Consider the following 23,626-nt stretch of genomic DNA (forward strand, 5'->3'; position numbering starts at 1 on the left):
ATGCCCCAACGTCACCACTCTCCTGCCTGCCATTGGTGCGCAGTCGGCCTGAGCGCACTACTGGCCGCTTTTCTTCCCCTACAGAGCAAGGCCGATGCCCCCCGACTCTCGCACCTGTGGCTGGAGCAGCATGCGCTGCCAGAGGCACCCGCCTACAGCTACTACCTGCTGACGCGGCACCAAGCACCGCAGCAACGCCAGGCAAGGCGCCTGCAGCAAGAGCTGGCGACGCTGAGCGATTGGTACTCGCTGGCCGGCCATACAGGAGCGGCCCAGGGCCTGCGTCAATGGCAAACCGCGCTTGCCGAGCTGGAGGAGTCGCCGGGGCGCACACCGGCCAGAGCCGATCTTGCCGCCCTACTCGCCTCGCCACAGCACGACCCCTTGCAGGAGAGCCTGGCCGAAGTCGGTCACTGTGTCATGCCCGAGTGGATCGAACTGTGGCATTTCGGCGGCGTAACCCGGCACCGCTGGACCCCTGGATTGAGTCTAGGCGACCTGCTTCGTCGTCAGCCGCGCTCCCATTGGTCCCGCGCCGACGAGGCCTGGCTGATCGCACCGCAGAGTGAGCCCCGCCGTATCGGCATAGCGGCCTGGAATGCCAGCGATGCCCCACTGGCCGCCGGCAGTCGGATCGCACTCGCACTTCCCGAGCCGGTACAGGAAGCCGACTGGATCAACCGGGCGCTGCCCGGCTTCCTGGCGACCCGCCTCCCTGGCGATACCTGCCACATCATCGAGTTACCGGACATGGCGGATCGAGCCGGCGCGGGAGGGCCCGCACGATGAAGCAGCCCGGCATACGAACGCTGTCGCTCACCCCATTGGCCTTTGCCATTGCCATGGCCGCAACCGGAGCAGCCATCGCCGACCCGGGCCAACCGCGACTGGGCAGCGGACAGGGCGATTTCGGTGGAGCCGGTCTGATGCAGACCCCTAGCGCGCGGATGCAGCCGCTCGGCGGCTTCGCCTTCTCGCTTTCACGTACAGCACCCTATCGACGCTACAGCCTGTTCTTTCAGCCCACCGCATGGCTCGAAGCCGGCTTCCGCTACGTCGAGGTGGAGAATCGCCGCTATCTGGCCGCGACCGGCGACCGCAACAACCTCGACAAGGGCATCGATTTCAAGGTGAGGCTACGCGAGGAGGATCGCTACTGGCCGCAGATCGCCATCGGCGCCCGCGACATCGGCGGCACCGGCCTGTTCGCGGGCGAATATCTGGTGGCCAGCAAACGCTGGCACGACTTCGATTTCTCCCTGGGGATCGGCTGGGGCTATCTCGGCAACCAGGAGGATTTCACCAACCCCTTGGCCCGACTCGACGAGCGTTTCGAACGCCGCTCCGGATTCTCCTCGGGGGTGACGGCGGCAGCGTCAACCTTGGCAGCCTGTTCAGCGGCCGCAGCGCCCTGTTCGGTGGCATCGAATACCAGACCCCATGGGAACCGCTGGTCCTGCAACTGGAATTGGAAGGCAACGACTATCGGCACGAACCCCAGCGCAACCACCAACAGCAGGATTCACGCGTCAATCTCGGCGCTCGCCTGCAGCTGACGGACAGCATCGAACTCAAAGCTGGCTGGCAACGCGGCAATACCGCCATGCTCGGGATCAGCTTCTCAACCAACCTGGCCACCGTTTCCCAGGTCAAACGCGACCCGCCTCCGGCCGATCTGGCAGCGGCTCCCGCCACACATGACGGCGACTGGAACGGACTCAGCCGGGAACTGGAAGCCAACGCCGGCCTTGGCGTCTACCGGATCCATCAAGACGGCTCCAGTGTCGTGGTGGAGGGCGAGCCCACGCGTTACCGCTCCCTGGCCGAGAGCGAGCAGCGCGCCGGGCGCCTGCTGCACAATCATCTGGGCAGCGAGGTGGAAACCTTCCGCTTCCGCTGGCACGAGCGCGGCATGGCACTGCGCGAAAGCGTGCACCAGCGCGACGACCTGGTCGCCGCCATCGATTCCAGCGAGCATGCCGTCGCCTATCGTCATGGGATCTACTCCCATGCCCTGCTTGAGCCCGAGCAGGGAGAGCTGCTGTACGAGTCCACGCCCCGCGGCTTCTCCTACAGTCTCGAACCGCAGCTCGAACAGAACTTCGGCGGTCCGGACGGCTACCTCTATCGGCTTTCCGCCAACTTCGACAGCGAATACCGCTTCAACGCCAACGGCTGGCTCTCGGCCACGCTGAGCTACACGGTGGACGACAACCTCGACAAGTACCGCTACGTCGGCCCGTCCGATCTGCCACGGGTGCGGACCCACATCGGCGATTATCTGGCGGAAACCGACATCGGCATCAGCAACCTCCAGTACACCCATACCGGCCACCTGGGCGGCGACTGGTATGCCATGGGTTACGGCGGCCTGCTCGAGACGATGTTCGCCGGTGTAGGCGGCGAACTGCTCTATCGCCCCTTCAACGGCGACGTGGCCGTCGGCCTCGATGTCAACTGGGTCAAGCAGCGCGATTTCGACCAGCGCTTCGACATGCGCGACTACTCTACCTGGACGGGTCACCTGACCGGATACTGGCAGACCGACATCGAAGACATGCTGGCCAAGGTCAGCGTGGGTCGCTACCTGGCCGGGGATCTCGGCATGACCTTCGATGTGTCCCGCGAGTTCGACTCCGGCGTCAGGTTAGGAGGCTGGGCTACCTTCACCGATGCCGGCAGTGACTTCGGCGAGGGCAGCTTCGACAAGGGAATCTACCTCTCGCTGCCGCTGGACGCCTTCTTCGTCCGCTCCACCCGCCAGCGTGCGCAGCTGGCGTGGCGCCCGCTCACGCGGGACGGCGGCGCCCAGCTGGCCCGCCGCCAAGCACTCTACGACCTGACCGAAGAGCGCAGCATGGGGCGCTATTGGGAGCAGCAGGCCGATATGATGCGTTAGGCACTGTACGGAAACCGCCACCGATCGTCGTAATGACGAAGACCACCGCAGCGATCGCGGTGGTCTTCAGGAAAGATAACGGTATAACTGGCTAGCGCTACGCTCAGCCGCGGTGGTAGCCCGGCGCCACGAAGGGCATCTTGCTCACCAGCATGGGCAGCCGCTTGCCCCGTACCTCGGCATAGACGGTACTACCGAGCTCGGCATGGGCGATGTCGACGTACCCCATGGCCACCGGCTTGCCTACGCTTGGCCCGAAGCCGCCCGACGTCACAGAGCCGATACGCTGGCCCTCTTCATCGAAGAGTTCGGTTCCCTCACGTACCGGCGCGCGCCCTTCGCCCAGCAGGCCGACACGCTTGCGGCGATGATCCTTGGCATCGACCTGATGCAGGATCACGTCCGCCCCAGGGAAACCGGCCGAACGCTCACCGCCGTGGCGACGCGCCTTGCCAATGGCCCAGACCAATCCGGCTTCCACCGGCGTGGTCTCGGTATCGATATCGTGACCATAGAGGCACAACCCCGCCTCCAGGCGCAGGGAGTCCCGCGCGCCCAGGCCGATCGCCTCGACTTCCTCTTCCGCCAGCAGGCGGCGCGCCAATGCCTCGGTCTCGCTGGCCGGCACCGAGATCTCGAAGCCATCCTCGCCGGTGTAGCCACTGCGGCTCACCCATACGGGCACGCCATCGATCTCGAAGCGACCGTGCTGCATGAACACCATCTCGCAGGCCTGCGGGCAGTGACGGCGCATGACGTCAGCGGCCTTGGGCCCCTGCAGCGCCAGCAGGCCACGATCCAGCACTTCGATACGGTGCTCGTCGTCGAGTCCCATCTCGAGCAGCGCGACATCCTGCTCCTTGCAGGCAGCGTTGACGACCAGATAGAGCCCCTCACCAGGATTGGCCACCATCAGATCATCGAGAATGCCCCCTTCCTGCCCCGTGAACAGGGCATAACGCTGCATGCCTTCAGGCAAGCCGACGATATCCGCACAAACCAGCGTCTCCAGCGCTTCGGCGGGCCGTGGGCCTTGCAGCAGGATCTGCCCCATGTGGGAGACATCGAACAGGCCGCAGGCGCTACGGGTGTGTTCGTGCTCCTTCTTGACGCCGAGCGGATATTGCACCGGCATCTCGTAACCGGCAAAGGGCACCATCTTGCCCCCCAGCTCGAGATGCAGGTCAAACAGCGGCGTGCGCTTGAGTTGGCTCATGCAAATTCCTCGTGACATGGATGGTGGGCAAAGGAGGCGGGACGAGGCGCACGTGGCGCCTCGTCGTACGCGAGGCTCCTATCCCCCATGTTGTGACCAAGTGTTAGCCAATAGGGTGGCCGAGTGTTATGGCCGGTTGTGGTCAAGATCCTCGCCCGGCAGTACTTCCTTGCCGTCGAAGTAGTCGCGCGTGACCTTGAACACCACCGGTGACAGCAGCGCCAGGGCAATCAGGTTGGGAATGGCCATCATGGCGTTGAAGGTATCGGCCATCAGCCAGATGAAGCCAAGCTGCGCAATCGCACCCAGCGGAATCGCCAGCACGAACAGCACCCGGTAAAGCATGATCGAACGGGTGCCGAACAGGAACTGGAAGCACTTCTCACCGTAGAACGACCAACCCAGGATGGTGGTGAAAGCGAATACCGCCAGTGCCAGCGACACGATCTGATTGCCCCAGCCGGGCAACGCGGCATCGAAGGAGAGCGCCGTCAGTGAGGCGCCCGCCTCGCCCTCGACCCATACCGTGGAGGTCAGGATCACCAACGCGGTAATGGTGCAGATGATGATGGTGTCGATGAAGGTACCGAGCATGGCGATCATACCCTGGCGCACCGGGTTGCGGGTCTTGGCCGCCGCGTGGGCAATGGGCGCACTACCCAGGCCCGCCTCGTTGGAGAAGATACCGCGTGCCACGCCGAAGCGAATCGCCGCCATCACCGCGGCACCGGCAAAGCCGCCCATGGCCGCATGCGGGTTGAAGGCATAGTAGAAGATCATGCTGAAGGCATCGCCGATCTGCCCGGCATTGACGACCAGCACTACGAGGCCCGCCAGCACGTAGGCGATCCCCATGATCGGTACCAGCTTGCCGGCCACCTTGGCGATGCGCTTGATGCCACCCAGGATCACGGCCCCTGCCAGCACCATGATGACGACGCCGGTGAGCCAGTGAGGAATGCCGAAGGTCGAATCCAGCGCATCGGCCACTGAGTTGGACTGCACGGTATTGCCGATCCCGAAGGCCGCCACGGCACCGAAGAAGGCGAAGGCGCCGCCCAGCCACAGCCATTTCCTGCCCAGGCCATTCTTGATGTAGAACATCGGCCCGCCGACGTGGTAGCCGGTGCTGTCGGTTTCACGATAACGCACCGCCAACACCGCCTCGGAGAACTTCGTCGCCATGCCGACCAGCGCGGTGATCCACATCCAGAACACCGCACCGGGGCCACCCAGGGCGATGGCAGTGGCCACCCCGGCAATGTTACCGGTGCCGATGGTGGCGGAGAGTGCTGTCATCAACGCATTGAAGGGCGAGATCTCACCCTCTTCATCCGCCTTCTTGGCCTCGCCAGGCGCGGGCTTGGCATCACGCCCCTGCCACATCAGCTTGAAGCCGGTGCCCAGCTTGCGGATAGGCATCAGCTTCAAGCCGATCTGCAGGTAGAGACCCACCCCAAGCAGCAGGATGAGCATCAACGGTCCCCAGACCACGCCGTTGATGGCGGTGAAGATCGAAGTCAAGGTTTCCACGAACGTTTCCCTCTGTTGTATGGACTGTTTTTGTTGCCTTTCTCGAAGTATCGATACGTCGAGACGGCGTACCATAGCGGAAAACGCCAGGAAAGCACCACCTCGACGAAATGCCTGCTGCACACTTCTCGACGGGTATTGCGTCTGCGCTAGCTTAGCTCGTGTTTCGTATCGGAAACAAATGTCAGCGCCACATCAACTTTCAGATTGGCGACACGCTTCGGGAGCCGGGGCTAAGACAGCGTTCCCTGTCAGATTAGTGAGCCATGGCAGCAGTGTCGAATTAGCGTCGTCATGCCTCGCGCCCTCTACCGTAGACGAATGGGACTAGACGCTCGTCCCGGGGCGCGCCACGCTATGGATGCGACGAGTCGAGACTGGCCTGGAAGAGGGCCCGCCTTCAGGCTCGCCAAACGCCGCCAATGGCGTTAGCATTCGCCCAGTCGGAAAACCTTTTCTTATAGGAAAATCATCATGAGCTCGATTCCTGCCAACCTGCGCTACAACGACAGTCATGAATGGGTGCTGGACAACGGCGACGGCACCGTCACCATCGGCATCACCGATCATGCTCAGGAAGCCCTGGGAGACGTCGTCTTCGTCGAGCTTCCCGAGGTCGGCCGCACCCTGGAAAAGGGCGAAGAGTTCGGCGTAATCGAGTCGGTCAAGGCGGCTTCCGACCTCTATGCCCCGTTGGCCGGCGAGATCGTCGAGGTCAACGAGGCACTGGAGGACGCGCCTGAAACCGTCAACGAATCTCCTTACGAGAATGGTTGGATCATGAAGGTTCGCGTCGAGAATGCAGCCGCAGTGGAAGCCCTGCTGGATGCCGATGCCTACCAGGCCGTGGTCGACAGCGAAGCCTGAGCGCGAAGCCTGAGCGCAACGCCCCAGCGCGCCCGGCCGAGCGGCCGGGCTCCTTTCTTCCTTTACATGTCTCAACGACAGGGTTCTCCATGGTTAACGACACCCGCCGCCTGGCCGAACTGGCCGATCATGACGCCTTCATCCGCCGCCACAACGGCCCCGGAGCCGAAGATGTAGCCGCCATGCTGGCGGCGCTGGACATGGACAGCCTCGATACTCTGGTCGAACGTACCGTACCGGCGGACATCCGCCTGGGTCGCGAGCTGGATCTCGATCCGCCACGCAGCGAAGCCGAAGCGCTCGACTATCTCAAGCGCCTGGCGCGCCAGAACAAGGTCTTCAAGACCTACATCGGCCAGGGTTACTACAACACGCATGTGCCCGCCGTGATCCAGCGCAACGTGCTGGAGAACCCGGGCTGGTACACCGCCTACACGCCCTACCAGCCGGAAATCGCCCAGGGTCGCCTCGAGGGCCTGCTCAATTTCCAGCAAATGGTAATGGACCTCACCGGCATGGAGCTGGCCAACGCCTCGCTGCTCGACGAGGCCACCGCCGCTGCCGAGGCCATGGCGCTGTGCCAGAGGGCCAACAAGAAATCCAAGAGCAACGCCTTCTTCGTCGCCGATGACGTGCTGCCGCAAACGCTGGACGTGGTACGTACCCGCGCCCATTACTTCGGTTTCGAACTGATCGTCGGCCCCGCCGAAAGCCTGGCCGAACACGACGTATTCGGTGCCCTGCTGCAGTATCCCGGCGAGAGCGGCCAGGTCCACGACCTCGCCCCGCTGCTCGCCGCCGCACGCGAAAACAACGTGATGACCTGCGTTGCCGCCGACATCATGAGCCTGGTACTGCTCAAGGAGCCGGGCGCGCTCGGCGCCGACATCGTGGTCGGCAACACCCAGCGCTTCGGCGTGCCGATGGGCTACGGCGGCCCCCACGCTGCCTACTTCGCCACCACTGACAAGCTCAAGCGCTCGATCCCGGGCCGCATCATCGGCGTGTCCAAGGATGCCCGCGGCAACACCGCCCTGCGCATGGCCATGCAGACCCGCGAGCAGCACATCCGTCGCGAGAAGGCCACCTCCAACATCTGTACCGCCCAGGCGCTGCTGGCCAACATCGCCGGCTTCTATGCCGTCTATCACGGTGCCGAAGGCCTCACCACCATCGCCACGCGCATCCACCGCCTGACCACCATCCTGGCCGAAGGATTGAAGGCCAAAGGGGTGGCGCTGGTGCACGACAGCTGGTTCGATACCCTGCGCCTGACCGGCGTCGATGCCGGCAAGATTCATGGCCGCGCACTGACCCACGAGATCAACCTGCGCTATTTCGACAATGGCGACATCGGTGTCAGCCTGGACGAAACCACTACCGCCCACGATCTCGACGTGTTGTTCGACGTGCTGCTCGACGAGGAGCACGGTCTCTCGATCAGCGCACTGGACGAACAGGTGGCCGGCCAGGGTATCAGCGGCATTCCCGCCGGCAGCCGTCGCCAGAGCGAATTCCTGACGCACCCGACCTTCCTGCGCTACCGCAGCGAAACCGAGATGCTGCGCTATCTCAAGCGGCTGGAGAACAAGGACCTTTCGCTCACCCATGCGATGATTCCGCTGGGCTCGTGCACCATGAAGCTCAACGCCACCAGCGAGATGATTCCCATCACCTGGCCCGAGTTCGGTCAGTTGCATCCCTTCGTACCGCAGGACCAGGCGGTCGGCTACAAGCAGATGATCGACGAGCTGGCGGCCTTTCTGGTCGAGATCACCGGCTACGACCACATCTCGATGCAGCCCAACTCCGGCGCCCAGGGCGAATACGCCGGCCTGGTGGCCATCCGCCGTTACCAGGCCGCCCAGGGCGAGGGGCATCGCGACGTGTGCCTCATTCCCAGCTCCGCCCATGGCACCAACCCCGCCTCCGCCGCCATGGCTCAGATGAAGGTCGTGGTGGTCGAGTGCGACGAAATGGGCAACATCGATCTCGACGACCTGCGCGCCAAGGCCGAACAGCACAGCGCAGCCCTGTCGGCGATCATGCTCACCTACCCCTCGACCCACGGCGTGTTCGAGGAGGGTGTCCGCGAGGCGTGCGCCATCGTCCATCGCCATGGCGGCCAGGTCTACATCGACGGTGCCAACATGAACGCCCAGGTCGGCCTCTCCCGCCCCGGCGACTTCGGCGGCGACGTCAGCCACCTCAACCTGCACAAGACCTTCTGCATTCCCCACGGCGGCGGCGGCCCCGGCATGGGTCCGATCGGGGTCAAGGCGCATCTGGCCCCCTACGTCTCCAACCACGTGGTGACACCCATTGCCGGTGTCAACGAGAACTGTGGCGCCGTCTCCGCGGCAGCCTACGGCAGCGCCTCGATCCTGCCGATCTCCTGGGCCTACATCAAGATGATGGGCGCGCGTGGTCTGCGCCAGGCGACCGAGCTGGCCATCCTCAACGCCAACTACGTCGCCAAGCGTCTCGAGCGGCACTACCCGGTGCTCTACCGCGGCGTCAACGGCACCGTGGCACATGAGTGCATCATCGACATCCGCCCGCTCAAGGCGGCCTCCGGCATCAGCGAGGAGGACATCGCCAAGCGCCTGATGGACTACGGCTTCCATGCGCCGACCATGTCCTTCCCGGTGCCCGGCACGCTGATGGTGGAACCCACCGAGTCGGAGTCGCGCTACGAGATCGATCGCTTCTGCGACGCCATGATCGCCATCCGCGAGGAGATCGCCCGGGTAGAGCGCGGCGAGTGGCCGGCCGACGACAACCCGCTGGTGAACGCACCGCATACCATGGCCGACCTGATGGATCCGGCCTGGGAGCGCCCCTACTCCCGCGAGATCGGCGCTTTCCCCGCGGAAGCGGTCAAGGCAGCCAAGTACTGGCCGGCGGTCAATCGCGTCGACAACGTCTTCGGCGACCGCCAGTTGATCTGCTCCTGCCCCAGCATCGATGAGTACCGCGACTGACGCGTCGCTGACTGAAGCAGCAAAGCGAAACGGCCCGCCGAGCGATCGGCGGGCCGTTTGCTGTCGGAGTCAATGAAACGTCACCGCCCTACCCACTCCTTGGTCAGGGTGCGCTCCTCGGGATCGTAGCGGTAGACAGTAATCCCGCCCTCGAAGGCGTGTCCGGTGACCAGCAGGTTGGCCTCGGGGGCCGAGTCGATGCTCAGGTTGCGGGAGTAGTTGTTGACCGAGGGGAAAGGATCGGTGCCCAAATCCAGGTACGCCTGTGGCCAGGGATTGCCCGCCTCGAACAGTGCGGCATAGGTTGCGCTGGAGCCGTCACGGCGATAATGGCTATGGCCGATACGAAGGAACTCCTCGCTACCGTTAATAAAGGCGATGGCAATCGTCGTCGGAGTCGACAAGGAGCGGATAGTGCCCCACTTATCAGGTTTGTCTGCCTTCGGAACGGGAATTAGCTTGCTGTCATCCCAGTATTCATCTTCCCCAGCCCATCCGGCAGATGATCTCGAAAAATGCCGTAATCATAACTGGCCATACCATAGCGCTCGTCTGGCGCGTCGGTGTTCCAGTAATTGCCAATAGTATTCTCATCACCACTGACCACCCACTGCCCGTCCGGGCTGATGGTGGCATAGGTCTTGGAAGAGTTGCCGGGCAGCTTCGCCACGGGCGCCAGGGTATCGAGACTCCATAGCGTGACGCCGCCATAGCTTGAAGAAAAGCGGAACTCCTCCTCTTCCCGCACCGGCGGGGAATCCTCCAGTTCGCCGCCAGGGCTGCCCGAGCCGCCGGAGACGAAATAACGACCGCCAATAGAGAGGTTCAGCACCTGCCCCGTTCCCGTGAAGCTGGGGCTACGGCTGTCGCGCAATACGGGGCGCAATGCATCGCCATGACCATGATAGATATTCCAGGTCTCGTTGGCGGAGAGATAATCCTGCATGTCAGAGGACATCACATGCCCATAGGTGGGAAAGTGCTCGAACGCTTCGATCACTTCTCCATCTATGCGTTGCACACGGACGACGTCATCGAGATCCTGCCACAGGAAGGCGTCGCTATCTTCAATAAAGTAGGCGCTGTAGAGGTTGGCCGATTCAGACAGAATCTCTCGCTTCCGCTTCTCCAGGTCCCATAGCACCAGCCGAGAGTCTTCATGCACGCTGATCACGTAGCGGCCATCCGACGACACGCTTAGCGAGGTCACGGGCTCCAGCCGAGAGAAGAAGAACAAGCCGTACGCAGCCACAGCAAAGACCAGTGCTGCCCCAGCAATAAGTGCAACCAACTTTCCCTTATTCATAACGGCCAAAGCGAGATGACTCCTTGATGCGGTCGTAGATGCCTTCCTTGTAGCTCTTTTCAAACACCTCATCGCTGGGTATACGCATCCCTGAGTGATCGAACAACCAAAGCGTCTGGTCTACGAAATCGTAATTTTTTGCCCTTAATTTTCCTTCAACAAAGCGACTCTCATTCCTTACTGCCCCAAACCCAATATGCCCCAGTGCCGCACGCGGTGTCTTCCCTGCCCGCCAATGCCTGGCCACCAGCGCCTGGAGGGTATCGACATACTGAGCCGCGCGCGCTTCCGAGATCACGGCGTGATGCGCCAGCGGCGCCAACAAATGGTAGGTGGGCAGCGCGTCGCCGCTGGCCAGGGCGTCTCGCGCTTCCTGCATCGCCTGCTCCTTGAACGCTTGCCAGCCTCGAGCGGCGCGCTCTATGCCGTAGGGGTCCGGCCCCACGGGTGGCTGGCTAGGAGTCGGTGGCCTCACGGTATGGGCCGGCGCCTTGTCGAGGTAGTACTGGGTGATGGGCGTCGACAGGCCGCTGGGGAACACCCACCATTTCTTGCCGTAGGCACCGCCTGCCGTCCGATCAGCTCATCCAACCAGTCGTCGGCGCCGAGCGTCTCCAGTAACCAGAGAGCCCCACGGATAGCCTGGTCCCTTTCGGCCAGTTGCCGCCAGAAGGAGCGAGTGTCTGCCGGCGGCGGCCCGAGTATGCCGTCTTCCTGCGAGAGCAGCACCACCACGTTGCGCACCGCTTTGTGGGCATCGGGGAAGATGCCCATGCCCAGCGGATGGCTGTCCTGCGAGGGGTCGTTAACCAGCGCGTTGTCCGCCACGGCGGGCTGCCACAGGTAGAGGTTGTCCAGCACCTGGTAGTGGTCTTGCTCGCCGAGAATATTGAGGGCGGTCAGAATGACACGCGCCCCGAGGGAGTGGCTGATCACGTTGATAGAAATACCAGCTTCGTGGAGCTGGTTCAGCAGTGCCACCAGGCGGCGCCCCGCTGCCATGGCGTTGAGCTCCGCCTGGAAGAAGTCCACTGTTCCGGTGTCGCCGGACCAGGCCACGCCAACGATGCGGGTATAAGGGCGCCAGTCGTCGTCCTGCATACCGGCGGCGGCATTGAGCCGGTACTCCATGTGCAGGCACCAGCTGTGTGCTGCCGAACCGTTGAGCAAAGCTTCCAGTTGATCGGAGCTCGCATCGTTAGACGATGGATAATGATTTCCCCACGCTCTAGGAGGAAGGTGGATCGACACCCCTTCAACTCCTGCCGAATGGTCGCAATGCGCGCGCTTCCCGAAGGAACCAGCATGGGCCGCTCGGTCACGTCATCGCGCTGCTCCCAGTTGGCGAAGTGGTGGTAGCCGCCAAAAGGCACATTGTAGCCGTGCAGGAACAGCGTGGCGTTGTTGCCGGCCAGGCGTAGCTGCTCCAATTCCTCGTCGCTTAGCAGGTCCGGCGCTGACGCATCCGCATCCTTACGCAGATTGATGACGATGGGTGGCGGCAGATAGGTCGCCCGCAACGTGGTTTCGTCCGCGACGACATCGCATTCGGGCGGAGCCGCCGCTGCCTGCCTCGGGTCGCATGGCTCGTCGTCGACGGCGACGAGGTGCTGGCCCTGAAGGTCACGCAACTGCCAGGCCACCCTGCCGGGCGTTACGCCCTCGTGGCGACTGATACCATACTCGTCGATACGAGCCGTATACGTACGGCGGGTAATATCGCAAAGCTCCACTTCCGTGCCGGCCGGAAGAAGTCGCCCCAGGGTGTCACGGTGCTCAATGATGACCGTTACACTCACACAGCAGTGGGCGGGCACGCTGCTACCCGATGTAGAAGCCCGGCTGGGCTGAAGCGCAGGCGGCGCCAAGGTGTCACTCATGAGATCGCCTCATCCGGTTCATGGGCTGTCGTCGCCAGGACACGCAGTTGTGCGAGTCGCTGTTGCCATGGATAAGCGTGATGCCCCAAGCGGTCCATCTGCCGGTCCGACAGCGGCGACCGGCGACCCGCCTCGGCAAGCACGCGGCACCCTTCCCACTGGGCATGTTCAGTTGGAAATGCCAGCGCTTTCATTTGCTCCAGCCAGGTCAAGACGCAGGCTTCGGGCAACTCATATTCCTCGGCAAGCCGACTGCTGAAGACACCTTCCCGCCAGGCTTCAAGGGCGCGCTGATGCGCCATGGTCAGCACGAACTCCTCGCTCGAAAACGCGAGCTGGCTGTCAGGCAATTTCAGGCGCCAGGCCTTACCGGCAGCGAAGCCATGCATGAGATGAGCAGGCCCGAGCAACCGAGCGATCTCGTGTGGGCTCAATGCTGCCTCGAGGCCCGCATACAGCCTTGGATCGGCATAGCGGAACAGCGCTGGCGGTCCTTCCTGACGACGCACTTGGGTCAAGCTACGCCAGTGCTCGACCAGCGTGGAAAATGGATGGTGCGAGTGAATCTCGATGGCCACGCCCTGCTCGACCCAGCGCGCCAGAATAGCCTGGGCATCCGCCGTTGAGGGCAGCACCAGCAGCGGACCGTGTGCCGCATGCTGACGATACGGGGTTTGCAGGTAGAGCAGTTGGTACGTCGGCGAGTCGTCCGCCTCGAACATGCGCTGCTGCGCCTGCGAGTAAAGCGCCTGGTCAACCAGGTAGAACACCTGTGCTCGGGAAACGGGCCTCAGCGACATGGGCAAGCCTCCCCCAGCGCACAGTCAGCCACCTTCGTGGCATCACCCGTAGCCAGCCGCTGGCAGATCTCGATCACCGCGGCCCCCTGCAAGGCGGCAGTCAGCAGTTGCTCGTGCAGAATCGGATCGACCGGCTCGTGGATTTCTGCCGTCGCTCCACCCGGCAATAGCGCCGCCGCCGCCCCCTGCCCGCTCCCCGCGCCGGGGCTGCCACCGGAGTTGATCCTGACCTGGGCGCCGACGATGGTGATGCCGCTGGGGTCGAGCTTGAGGAAGCTGCCGCCGGCCTTCAGCGTGATCTCGGCGCCGGCGTCGATCACGGTCTTGCTGCCGGCCTTGTGGTGGATCTCCTGGCCCGCTTCGACGAGCTGGGCTCGGGCGGTCTTCTCGTGGCGGGTGGCGCCGACAATGAGGTGGTCGTCGCCGTCGACCTGGAGGTGGCGCTGGCCGTGCACGGTGAGGTGGTCGTCGGCGTGAATCTCGCTGATGCGGTAATGATGCACGGTGAGGTGGCTGTCGTTGCCGATCTCTTCGGTGCGGTCGTTGTTCGTCAGCAGCTCCAGGTCTTTCTGGGCGTGGAGCCAGATCTGCTCCTGGCCCGCTTCGTCCTCGAAGCGCAGTTCCTGGAAGCCTTCGCCCTGGTGACTCTGGGTGCGGATGACGGTGCGGGTCTTGTGCTCGGGTAGCGCGTAGGGCGGTGTGCTAACGGCGTTGTAGACCCGCCCGGTGATCAGCGGTTGATCTGGATCGCCCTCCAGGTAGCTGATCAGGACCTCATGGCCAATCCTGGGAATCGCCAGGCTGCCGTAGCCGCCGCCGGCCCAGTCCTGGCTGACTCGGAGCCACGCACTCGCCGTTTCGTTGGGCTCGGCATAGCGATCCCAGGGGAACTGCACCTTGACCCGGCCGTGCTCGTCGCAATAGATCTCTTCGCCTTCGGGACCGACGACGAAGGCGATCTGAGGGCCGTCGACCCGGGGCCGGGGATTGGGCTCGGGGCGCCAGGCCTGGTCGGCGGGCATGAGCACGAGGTCGTTGTGGTAGCGGGTCATGGCTTCCGAGCCTGCCCGACCCTGCAGGCCACTATTCCCTTGCCCATCGCCCTGGCCGCCGCTCTGAATGAAGCCGTCCTCTTCCAGCGCCTGGGGCTGCTTGCCGTGGTGGACCACGCCGAGCACCTGCCAATCGCGGTTGAGTTCGTCGAGGTCATGGTCGGTCAAGGTGAAGCGGGTGCCCGGGGCAAGCTCGGGCAGGTCGCTCTCGGCGTCGGCGGTGTTGGCGCCACGGCGTAGCGCTTCGAGGCGGATGCGGGTAAAGGCCTGGCCGGAGGCGTCTCGCTTGTAGCGCCCGGGGTAGTCGTAGTGTTCGTAGTCACTTCTCTGACCGTGCGCCCCAAGATCGCGTGCGGCGTGGTCGTGCAGCTGGCCGTAGGCCGGGTTCTTGAACGAGTAGTCCTTGAGCGTGGCCGAGGCCGGGGCAACCCGGGCGTGCTGGTGCAGCTTGCGCACGTGGCGCGTGGGCGGCGTGCCGCCGGCGCGGCCGTGGTAGGTGCGCTCGCCCAGGTGGGGCAGCACCTGAGGGGCGTCGGCGAACACCAGGCGGTGGGCGGCGCTGGGTGTCTCGCCACCGGTCTCGAAAAACTCATGGAAGTAGAACAGCCCCTCTTCGGCGGCCAGGCGCTCGACGAAGGCGAGATCGTCTTCCCGGTACTGGGTAAGGTACTCCCGAGACTCGGGTTCGCGGGTGGCGGCAAAGGCGAGATCGGTCAGGCCATGCTCGTCGCACAGGGTGTTGAGCACCGTGAGCGGCGAGACCGCCTGGAAGATGCGCGAGTTCTGCCGCAGCGAGAGGCGCCACAGCGCGGGGCGGATCTCGACCCGATAGAAGGTGTGGCGGTGGCCGCGGTCGCCACGGGCGAACTCGCTGACGATGCCATGAACGCGGCGCAGCACCTCGCCCTCCTGCCAGATCGTCAGGGTGGCCTCGCGATCGAGGATATCGGTGGCGGAGAGGCGGCCGTCACGGCTGGCGAAGCGCACGCTCAGTTCGAAGGGCTGGGACAGCGCTTCCTTGTGAGTGAATTCAATGACCGCCAGGTCCTCGGCCCCGGCCAAGGCCAGGGTGAATTGCCATCCATGTGCATCGGCCAATGTGCCTCCCTGCGTCTGGAAGATGACGCCACTTTATCGTTGATTAAGAAAATACTGATGCTTCGCGCGAAAAGCTTACCAGCCACGAGAGGGAGTATCTGTGGCACTTCGCTGATAACGGTGTAGGAAATGACTTACAAAGCAGACTTCGAGACGCTACGCCTAATCGAAGCGTGGCGGATCACTCACCAGCGGCGTGTACCAGCTGGCAGCTACAGCGGCGACACGATATCCCCATGCCCGAAACGCTCACGCATGCGCTGCTCGCGGAATCCCTCCAGCAACCGCGCATAGCGGCGCGGTATCTTGGCACCGGAGCGGCTGACCAGGTGCAGCGTCTCGTACTCGGTCACCGGCAGGTCGAGTTCCTTGACCTGGCGCTGCCAGGGCGAGGTTTCCAGTACCAGTCGCGACACCACGGTAAATCCCAGGCCGCGGGCCACTGCATCAAGCACCATCCCCACTTCATTGGTAAAGCCCTGGCGGCGGAACTGGCTCATGGAGCGGAACTCGTCGGGAAAGTTGCTGCGCAACAGCGCCCCGGCATGATTGATGCCGTCGGAGTAGTTGAGGAAGCCGATACCCATCAGCTCGGTGAGCGAAGTGCCAGCGAAATCGGCCGGCACCACAAGACACAGCGGCTCCTGATGCCAAAGCCGGCACTCCAGCTCCGGGTGTCGAATCGTTTCGGTGACGATCCCCAGGTCGTGACGCCCCGCCAGCACATCGGAGACGATCTCGTGGCTGAAGGCGAAGCTGTAGTTGACCGTCAGCCCGGGCGACATCTGCTGCTGACCGAGAATATAGGGGTAGAACATCAGGCCGACGCTGCCCGGCGAAGCAATTCGGCACTCTCCGGTATCGAGTGCGTCGTCATCGAGCGAATGACGGAACTGCTCGTGCTCGGAGAATAGCCTAAGGCCGTAGTCATAGGCCCGCCGCCCGGCCTCGGTCAGTGTGAAGCGTCGTCCTTGGCGCTCCAGCAACGGCTTGTCGAGATACTGCTCGAGCTTGCGCACATGTTGGCTGACGCCAGGTTGCGTCATGTCGAGGTGTCGTGCGGTGCGCGTGAAGCTACCCGTTTCGACCAGCGTGATGAAGGTACGGAAATACTGGGCGTTGAACATGGCACATCGCTTGAAGTCAGGGACGAGGTCGAAACCGGATCGCTTAATCCTACCACCGCATGCCCAGTGCTGCAGCGCTGCGCCGTGTCAGCCGCCGTGATAGCATCGCATTACGACTCGATGAAGAATGAATGACTCTCCTGTCGGCCCAGCCACGTGCTGGCATCAACCGGCCTCGACGGGAGACTCCGACGACACAAGGATCGTTGCATGCCCGATACCATCTCCACCACCGTTTCTCCCCTGCGAAGCCTGGAAGTGCTTTCGCAACACGAGGTCAATCGCCTGCGCGATACCTCCAAGGCCGGCCTGCACGACCTGCTGCGACGCTGCTCGCTTGCCGTCCTCAGCTCCGGCAGCATGACCGACGACAGCCTGGTACTGATGGAGACCTATCACGACTTCGATATCGAAGTGATCCAGCAGGACCGCGGCATTCGCCTCAAGTTGACCAATGCCCCGGCCGAGGCCTTCGTCGATGGCAAGATGATCCGCGGCATTCGCGAGCATCTTTCCTCGGTGCTGCGCGATATCGTCTATGTCTACAACGAAATTCAGCGCCACTCCCGCTTCGACCTGACCACCGGAGAAGGCACCACCAACGCGGTGTTTCATATCCTGCGCAAGGCCGGCACGATGAAACCCGGGCGCGATCCCGGTATCGTGGTGTGTTGGGGCGGGCACTCCATCACCCGCGAGGAGTACGAGTACACCAAGGACGTCGGCTATCAGTTGGGCCTGCGCGAACTGGATATCTGCACCGGCTGCGGCCCCGGGGCCATGAAGGGGCCGATGAAAGGGGCCAACCTGGCCCATGCCAAGCAGCGTATCGCCGACGGTCGCTACCTGGGTGTCTCCGAGCCGGGCATCATCGCCGCCGAAGCACCCAATCCGCTGGTCAACGAACTGGTGGTCATGCCCGACATCGAGAAGCGCCTGGAAGCCTTCGTGCGGCTCGGCCATGGCATCGTGGTCTTCCCTGGAGGCGTCGGTACCGCCGAGGAGATACTCTACCTGTTGGGCATTCTGCTCCACCCCGACAATGACGACATGGCCTTGCCGGTCATCTTCACCGGCCCCGCCAATTCGGCCGAGTACTTTCAGCGGATCGACGAATTCCTGGTCTACACCTTGGGCGAGACGGCACGCAGCAAATACCGCATCATCGTCGACGATCCCATCGAGGTCGCCCGCACCATGCGCCAGGGCATCGACAGCGTCACGGAGTTCCGGCGCGCCCATCAGGACGCCTTCCATTTCAACTGGCGCCTGACCATCGCCCGCGATTTCCAGGAAACGTTCGAGCCCACCCACGAGGCCATGGCCGGCCTGGCGCTTCACCGCAATCAGCCGGTGCACGAACTGGCGGCCAACCTGCGCCGGGCGTTCTCGGGCATTGTGGCGGGTAACGTGAAGGAGCGCGGCCTACGCGCCATCGAGGCCCACGGCCCCTTCCAACTGCACGCCGAGTCGGAATTGATGCGTCGCCTGGATGAGTTGCTCGGCTCCTTCGTCGCCCAGGGTCGTATGAAGCTGCCCGGGCAGGAGTACGTGCCCTGTTATCGGCTGGTTTGAGGGTACACGACCGTACCCGCACCAAGTCGAGCGGCGCCGCGTATGGCGCCGCTCGGCCAGCACTATTCGGCAGGACGCCACCATAGCCACACGGCATACAGCAGCAGCCCCAGGGTGGCCCCGTGCGCAATCAGCAGCTGCCAGCTGATCCAGGCGGTGAACAGCGCATGCCATAGGCCCATCCCCCCAAGCCCACGACCAGCGACACGCACAGACGCTTGCCCAGTCGGGGCAGCCTACCCCGCTCGTCGGCATCTAGCATGCGCCAGTTCATCACGGCCACTGCGGCAATCACCAGCAAGGCAATCGTGATCAGGCTCAGGCGGTTCTCATGGCCGCCGGCAAGGTAGCGTGGCACAGTGGCCAGCATCAGGACCAGCAGCCCCACCAACAGGCTCAGTCGCTCCGCAGTCGGTGTCGCACTCATCTCAGGCCACCGTGAGCTGCTGGGTTTCGATCCACTCCTCGGCCCAAGGCAACGCGGCATCGTCAGCCATGAAAGTCTCCATGGCATCGATTTCCAGGCGCTCTCCCAGACGGGTGGCGCCTAGATCCTCGAGCATTTCGTCCAGCCGACGCCCGGCGCCACAGAAGGTATCGCCGTAGGAGCTGTCGCCCAAGGCGATCAGGCCGTAGCGAAGGCCGACGAGGGCCGGACTCTGCTCATCCAGCCCGCGGGCAAAGGGCACGAAATTGCCGGGAAAGTCGCCGCTACCGGTGGTGGAGACACAGAACAGCGCCAGATCGGGCCGCTCCTCGGTCAAATCCTCCAGCGTGGGCTGCTCCAGAATGGCAGTCTCATAACCGGCCGCCTCGAACAGCGGAGCGATCTGCTCGGCGACATCGAGCGCGCCGCCATACATGGTTCCTACGAAGATCTTCAGCATTGGCATGTCGGGAATAAACCTGAATTCGTTCGACGCGATGGTACCACGACCCGACCCTTGCCGCAGGCAGCCAGCCTCGATGCGGCAGGAATGCACGCGGCAAAGCGCAGCAAGTCATCGAGACGCTCAGCGACGGGTTGTCGCATGCGGCTCGGGCAATGCCCGAGTATAATGGTTGGCCTCTCGTTCGAGGAGGCAACATGCTGCAGACGCAAACGTTCGAAGCCTGGATCACTCCCCTGCTCATTGGCGGCCTGATCCTGTTCATGGGCTTCATCATCTGGGACCTGGCCAAGAAATCCCAGGCCGGACGTTTCGGCACCATCATGCTCTTCGTCGTGCTCGGCGCCGGCATGATGGGCTACATCTTCAAGGTGGTCATCACCTGGTTAATGGAGAGCGGCGGCATCTAGGGAAACTGCCTGACCTTCACACGCCGATTTTTCAGACGAAGCCTGCAGAAATGAAACGACACCAGCCCGCTCTCTCGCGATGTACGAGAGAGCGGGCTGGCGGTTGGTACATCAGCTGGATCAGCTGGACGCCGGACCTTCGTAACGCTCAACCTGGCTCTTGAGCTTCTGGCCGGGCCGGAAGGTCACGACACGGCGCGCCGAAATGGGGATTTCCTCCCCGGTTTTCGGGTTGCGCCCGGGCCGCTCGCGCTTGTCACGCAGATCGAAATTGCCGAATCCCGACAGCTTCACCTGCTCGTTCTCGCGCAGACACGCCCGGATCTCCTCGAAGAAGGCCTCCACCATGGCCTTGGCCTCACGCTTGGTCAGCCCCAACTCGGCGTGGAGGTGTTCGGCCAGTTCCGCCTTGGTCAACGCTCCCATGTCTACTCCTCAGAGTGGCGGTCCAGCCCGCCGCCTGCATGGCTTCCGGCGTGCTGCGCTAGCCGCGCAGCTCGGCTCCCAGATGCTGATGCGATTCAGCGACGATGGCATCGACCAACTGATTGATTTCTTCGTCATTCAGCGTGCGCGAAGGATGCTGCCAGGTCAAGCCCAAGGCAACACTCTTGCGACCTTCGGGTACCCCCTTGCCCTGATAGACGTCGAACAAGCGAAGCTCCCGCAGCCACTGCCCCGCCTGCGCGCGGACACAATCCAGCAGCGCCTGGACGGGACGATCCTCTCCAAGCAGGAATGCCAGGTCCCGCCGCACTTCCGGGTAACGGGAGAGCGGTTCGAACGTCGGCAGCCGGCCATGGGTCAGCGCATCCTGGCGTACCTCGAACAGGAAGACCTCGACCTTGAGACCCAGCTCGGCCTTCACCCCTGGGTGTAGCGCGCCGATCCAGCCGACCGGTTCGCCGCGGTGAATGATCCGCGCACTCTGCCCCGGATGCAGCGCCGGGTGCTCGCCGGGCTCGAAGCGCCAGGCGCCCTCTTCACCACCCAGCGCGATCAGGCTCTCCAGATCGCCCTTGAGGTCGAAGAAATCGACCTTCTCGCGACCACCGGCCCAGCCTTCGGGGAGACGCTCGCCGCAGGCCAGAGCACCGACCATGGGGGTCTGCTCCAGCTCGTCGAGGTCGCCGCGGAACACCAGTCCGGTCTCGAACAGGCGCACACGGGTCTGCTGGCGGTTGAGGTTGTACTCCAACGCTCGTATCAGCCCCGGGAACAGGCTCGCCCGCATCACCGCCAAATCGCTGGAAATGGGATTGGCCAGGCGTGGCGACACCGCATCCGGCAGCAGGGCTTGCTGCAGTTCGGGAGCAACGAAGCTGTAGGTAACCGCTTCCTGATAACCACGCGCTACCATCTGACGGCGCAAACGTGCCAGGGGGGTACGCGCCTCGTGGTCGGGGCGCAGCGCCAGACGCGCCGCCGGACGACGCACCGGCAGCAGGTTGTAGCCGTGAATGCGCGCCACTTCCTCGATCAGATCCTCCTCGATGGCGATATCGAAGCGCCAGCTCGGCACCTTCGCCTGCCACCCGGCTTCGACGACGCTCACCTGCATGCCCAACCGCTCGAGAATGTCCTGCACTTCAGCGCTGGGCAGCGCCTTGCACAGCGCCTGCTCGAGCCTCGCGGCACGCAGCATGACCTCACGCTCGGCGGGTAGGTTGGTCTCGCTCGCCACCTCCACCAGCGGCCCCGGCTCGCCGCCGGTGATCTCGAGCAGCAGCGCCGTTGCACGCTCCACGGCTTCACGTGTGAGCTGCGGATCGACCCCACGCTCGAAGCGATGCGAGGCATCGGTATGCAGCCCGTAGGAGCGCGCCTGGCCCGCCACCGCCAGCGGTGAGAAGAAGGCGGATTCGAGGAAAATATCGCGGGTCGCCGGACTGACCCCGGAGTGCTCCCCGCCCATCACGCCAGCGATGGCCAGCGGCCCGCGCTCATCGGCGATCACCAGCGTGGAGGCGCCCAGGGTGATCTCCTGGCCATCGAGCAGTACCAGCCGCTCGCCCTCGCGGGCCAGTCGCACCACTACGGCACCGTGCAGGTTGTCGCGATCGAAAGCGTGCAGCGGCTGGCCGAGCTCGAGCATCACGTAGTTGGTGACGTCGACCACCGGATCGATGGAGCGAATGCCACTGCGCCGTAGACGCTCGACCATCCACAGCGGCGTGGCGGCGGTGACGTCGACACCCTTGATCAGCCGACCGATGTAACGGGGGCAGCGTCCGCCGTCCTCGACGCGCACGGGGAACGTCTCGTCATGACGGGGAGCGACCGGCTCGATGACGGGCGGCGTGATCGGCAGACGGTTGAGCACGCCAACCTCCCGCGCCAGCCCCTTGAGGCTGAGGCAATCGCCGCGGTTGGGCGTCAGGTCGACCTCGACGGTGTGATCGTCGAGCCCCATCCAGGCGCGAAAATCCTCGCCGGCCGGCGCATCGGCAGGCAGTACCAGAATGCCCCCGAGGTCTCCTCGGCCAGGCCTAGTTCGGAAGCCGAGCAGATCATTCCGCGCGACTCGACGCCACGCAGCTTGGCCTTCTTGATCTTGAAGTCGCCAGGCAGCACCGCTCCCACCCGGGCAAAGGGCACCTTCTGCCCCACTGCCACGTTGGTCGCACCACACACCACCTGCACCGGCTCGCCACTGCCGTCAACCACCTGACAGACATTGAGCTTGTCGGCATCGGGATGCGGCTGCTTGTCGACGACCTCGGCCACCACCACGCCATCGAAGGCGGATGCGACAGGCTCGACGGCATCGACTTCCAGGCCGGCCATGGTGATCTGGTCGGCCAGGCCCTGTACGCCAAGCTGCGGCGATACCCATTCACGCAGCCACTGTTCGGAAAATTTCATGACAAATCCTGTGTTCTGCAGCGGTCGGTCAGGCGAACTGGCGCAGGAAGCGCAGATCGTTATCGAAGAACATGCGCAGATCGTTGACGCCATAGCGCAGCATGGCCAAGCGCTCGGCGCCCATGCCGAAGGCGAAGCCCTTGTAGCGCTCCGAGTCGATGCCGGAATGACGGAACACTTCCGGATGCACCATGCCGCAGCCCATCACTTCGAGCCAGCCACTGTGCGAGCAGACCCGGCACCCTTCACCGGAGCACATCACGCACTGGATATCGACCTCGGCGGAAGGCTCAGTGAAGGGGAAGTAGGAAGGCCGGAACCGCACCGAAAGATCGTCGCGCTCGAAGAAGGCGTGCAGGAAGTCCTCGATGGTGCCCTTGAGGTCAGCGAAGCTCACGTCCTCATCGACCAGCAGCCCTTCGACCTGATGGAACATGGGCGTATGGGTCAGGTCGGAGTCGCTGCGGTAGACGCGACCCGGGCAGACGATGCGGATCGGCGGCGCCTGCTCCTTCATCGTACGCACCTGAACCGGCGAGGTATGGGTACGCAGCAGACGCGTGGCATCGAAGTAAAAGGTATCGGCCATACCCCGCGCCGGGTGGTGCGCCGGGATGTTGAGCGCCTCGAAGTTGTGATAGTCGTCCTCGACCTCGGGCCCTACCGCCACATCGTAGCCGATGCGGCTGAACAGCCCCTCGATGCGCTCCAGGGTGAGAGTCACGGGATGCAGGCCACCACTGACCTGGCCACGCCCTGGCAGGGTCACATCGATACTCTCAGCGGCCAGTTGCGCCTCGAGCTCGGCCTTCGACAACGCCGCCCGACGCGCATCGAGCTCTTCCGTCAGCGCCTGCTTGGCCTGATTGATACGCTCCCCTGCCGCCGGACGCTCGCTTGCCGGAAGCTTGCCCAGCCCCTTGAGCTGAGCGGTGATCTCGCCTTTCTTGCCGAGGTAGCGTACCCGCAGCTCTTCGAGCGCCGCGATGCTCTCGGCGGCCTGAATGGCCTGACGGGCCTCGGCGACCAATGTCGGTAGATGGTCCATCCGTTGAGCTCCGAATCGTTGATTCTGCTATTAGCACATCACTGGCGCGCGGCAAAAAACGCCGGGAACGATTTAA

Annotated in this window: 18 protein-coding genes and 2 pseudogenes; 6 read left to right on the forward strand and 14 right to left on the reverse strand. The window is 63.7% G+C overall.

Annotated elements, in window-relative coordinates; translation table 11 throughout:
- Positions 1-789, forward strand: a complete 789-nt coding sequence (locus tag EKK97_RS12380) for a capsule biosynthesis GfcC family protein (RefSeq protein ID WP_159552253.1) — start codon at positions 1-3, stop codon at positions 787-789.
- 158 nt (positions 790-947) lie between these two features.
- A pseudogene (locus tag EKK97_RS12385) lies at positions 948-2,899 on the forward strand (YjbH domain-containing protein).
- 103 nt (positions 2,900-3,002) lie between these two features.
- On the opposite strand, the gene gcvT reads toward EKK97_RS12385, so the two are convergent.
- Positions 3,003-4,115, reverse strand: coding sequence for a glycine cleavage system aminomethyltransferase GcvT (gene gcvT, locus EKK97_RS12390; RefSeq protein ID WP_159552255.1), 1,113 nt, complete (start codon positions 4,113-4,115; stop codon positions 3,003-3,005).
- Between the two features lie 126 nt (positions 4,116-4,241).
- Positions 4,242-5,648 carry an alanine/glycine:cation symporter family protein gene (locus EKK97_RS12395; RefSeq protein ID WP_159552257.1) on the reverse strand — a complete coding sequence of 469 codons (1,407 nt, stop codon included), beginning with the start codon at positions 5,646-5,648 and terminating at the stop codon, positions 4,242-4,244.
- Between the two features lie 474 nt (positions 5,649-6,122).
- On the opposite strand from EKK97_RS12395, the gene gcvH reads away from it, so the two are divergent.
- Both gcvH and gcvP read left to right on the forward strand, forming a co-directional pair.
- Positions 6,123-6,515, forward strand: a complete 393-nt coding sequence (gene gcvH, locus EKK97_RS12400; RefSeq protein WP_159552259.1) for a glycine cleavage system protein GcvH — start codon at positions 6,123-6,125, stop codon at positions 6,513-6,515.
- A gap of 89 nt (positions 6,516-6,604) precedes the next feature.
- A complete protein-coding gene (gene gcvP / locus EKK97_RS12405; RefSeq protein WP_159552261.1) occupies positions 6,605-9,499 on the forward strand; it encodes an aminomethyl-transferring glycine dehydrogenase in 2,895 nt (964 codons plus the stop codon).
- Between the two features lie 80 nt (positions 9,500-9,579).
- Here the strand turns inward: gcvP and EKK97_RS24650 are convergent, their stop codons facing one another.
- The 7 genes from EKK97_RS24650 to EKK97_RS12435 all read right to left on the reverse strand — a co-directional run bounded on the left by EKK97_RS24650 (position 9,580) and on the right by EKK97_RS12435 (position 16,762).
- A complete protein-coding gene (locus EKK97_RS24650) occupies positions 9,580-9,903 on the reverse strand; it encodes a hypothetical protein (RefSeq protein WP_236551203.1) in 324 nt (107 codons plus the stop codon).
- Between the two features lie 50 nt (positions 9,904-9,953).
- Complete coding sequence (locus EKK97_RS12410) at positions 9,954-10,805, reverse strand: WD40 repeat domain-containing protein (RefSeq protein WP_422673569.1); 852 nt, start codon at positions 10,803-10,805, stop codon at positions 9,954-9,956.
- Positions 10,798-11,184, reverse strand: a complete 387-nt coding sequence (locus EKK97_RS12415; RefSeq protein WP_159552263.1) for a hypothetical protein — start codon at positions 11,182-11,184, stop codon at positions 10,798-10,800. Before EKK97_RS12415 ends, EKK97_RS12410 begins: the two co-directional genes overlap by 8 nt.
- 92 nt (positions 11,185-11,276) lie before the next feature.
- Positions 11,277-11,936: an alpha/beta hydrolase gene (locus tag EKK97_RS12420; RefSeq protein WP_159552265.1), complete on the reverse strand. Its 660-nt coding sequence runs from the start codon at positions 11,934-11,936 to the stop codon at positions 11,277-11,279.
- Between the two features lie 745 nt (positions 11,937-12,681).
- On the reverse strand, positions 12,682-13,485 hold the full coding sequence (locus EKK97_RS12425) for a DUF4123 domain-containing protein (protein WP_234286234.1): 804 nt from the start codon (positions 13,483-13,485) through the stop codon (positions 12,682-12,684).
- Positions 13,476-15,635, reverse strand: a complete 2,160-nt coding sequence (locus tag EKK97_RS12430; RefSeq protein WP_159552269.1) for a type VI secretion system Vgr family protein — start codon at positions 15,633-15,635, stop codon at positions 13,476-13,478. The genes EKK97_RS12425 and EKK97_RS12430 overlap by 10 nt, the downstream gene beginning before the upstream one ends.
- Positions 15,636-15,847: 212 nt before the next feature.
- The gene (locus tag EKK97_RS12435; protein ID WP_159552271.1) at positions 15,848-16,762 is read right to left on the reverse strand and encodes a LysR family transcriptional regulator; all 915 of its coding nucleotides are present in this window, start codon (positions 16,760-16,762) and stop codon (positions 15,848-15,850) included.
- 210 nt (positions 16,763-16,972) lie between these two features.
- Here EKK97_RS12435 and ppnN point away from each other — a divergent pair, with 210 nt between their 5' ends.
- Positions 16,973-18,337 (forward strand): nucleotide 5'-monophosphate nucleosidase PpnN, encoded by a 1,365-nt coding sequence (ppnN, locus tag EKK97_RS12440; protein WP_159552273.1) that lies wholly within the window; start codon positions 16,973-16,975, stop codon positions 18,335-18,337.
- 130 nt (positions 18,338-18,467) lie between these two features.
- On the opposite strand, the gene EKK97_RS12445 is transcribed toward ppnN, so the two are convergent.
- Both EKK97_RS12445 and EKK97_RS12450 read right to left on the reverse strand, forming a co-directional pair.
- Complete coding sequence (locus tag EKK97_RS12445) at positions 18,468-18,764, reverse strand: hypothetical protein (RefSeq protein ID WP_340162856.1); 297 nt, start codon at positions 18,762-18,764, stop codon at positions 18,468-18,470.
- 1 nt (position 18,765) lies between these two features.
- Entirely contained in the window at positions 18,766-19,230 is a 465-nt protein-coding gene (locus EKK97_RS12450) for a flavodoxin domain-containing protein (RefSeq protein WP_159552275.1), read from the reverse strand.
- A 194-nt stretch (positions 19,231-19,424) separates the two neighbouring features.
- Between EKK97_RS12450 and EKK97_RS12455 the strand changes: the two genes are divergently transcribed.
- Positions 19,425-19,637: a DUF2788 domain-containing protein gene (locus tag EKK97_RS12455; RefSeq protein WP_159552277.1), complete on the forward strand. Its 213-nt coding sequence runs from the start codon at positions 19,425-19,427 to the stop codon at positions 19,635-19,637.
- Between the two features lie 120 nt (positions 19,638-19,757).
- Here EKK97_RS12455 and ihfA read toward each other — a convergent pair whose 3' ends face one another.
- From ihfA to pheS, 3 genes and pseudogenes are all read right to left on the reverse strand, one after another.
- On the reverse strand, positions 19,758-20,063 hold the full coding sequence (gene ihfA, locus EKK97_RS12460) for an integration host factor subunit alpha (protein WP_159552279.1): 306 nt from the start codon (positions 20,061-20,063) through the stop codon (positions 19,758-19,760).
- 58 nt (positions 20,064-20,121) lie between these two features.
- Positions 20,122-22,502: pseudogene (pheT, locus tag EKK97_RS12465) on the reverse strand (phenylalanine--tRNA ligase subunit beta).
- Positions 22,503-22,530: 28 nt separating this feature from the next.
- Positions 22,531-23,550 (reverse strand): phenylalanine--tRNA ligase subunit alpha, encoded by a 1,020-nt coding sequence (pheS, locus tag EKK97_RS12470; RefSeq protein WP_159552281.1) that lies wholly within the window; start codon positions 23,548-23,550, stop codon positions 22,531-22,533.
- Positions 23,551-23,626 lie beyond the last annotated feature (76 nt).

Source organism: Billgrantia tianxiuensis (assembly GCF_009834345.1).
GTDB classification, from domain to species: Bacteria; Pseudomonadota; Gammaproteobacteria; order Pseudomonadales; family Halomonadaceae; genus Halomonas; species Halomonas tianxiuensis.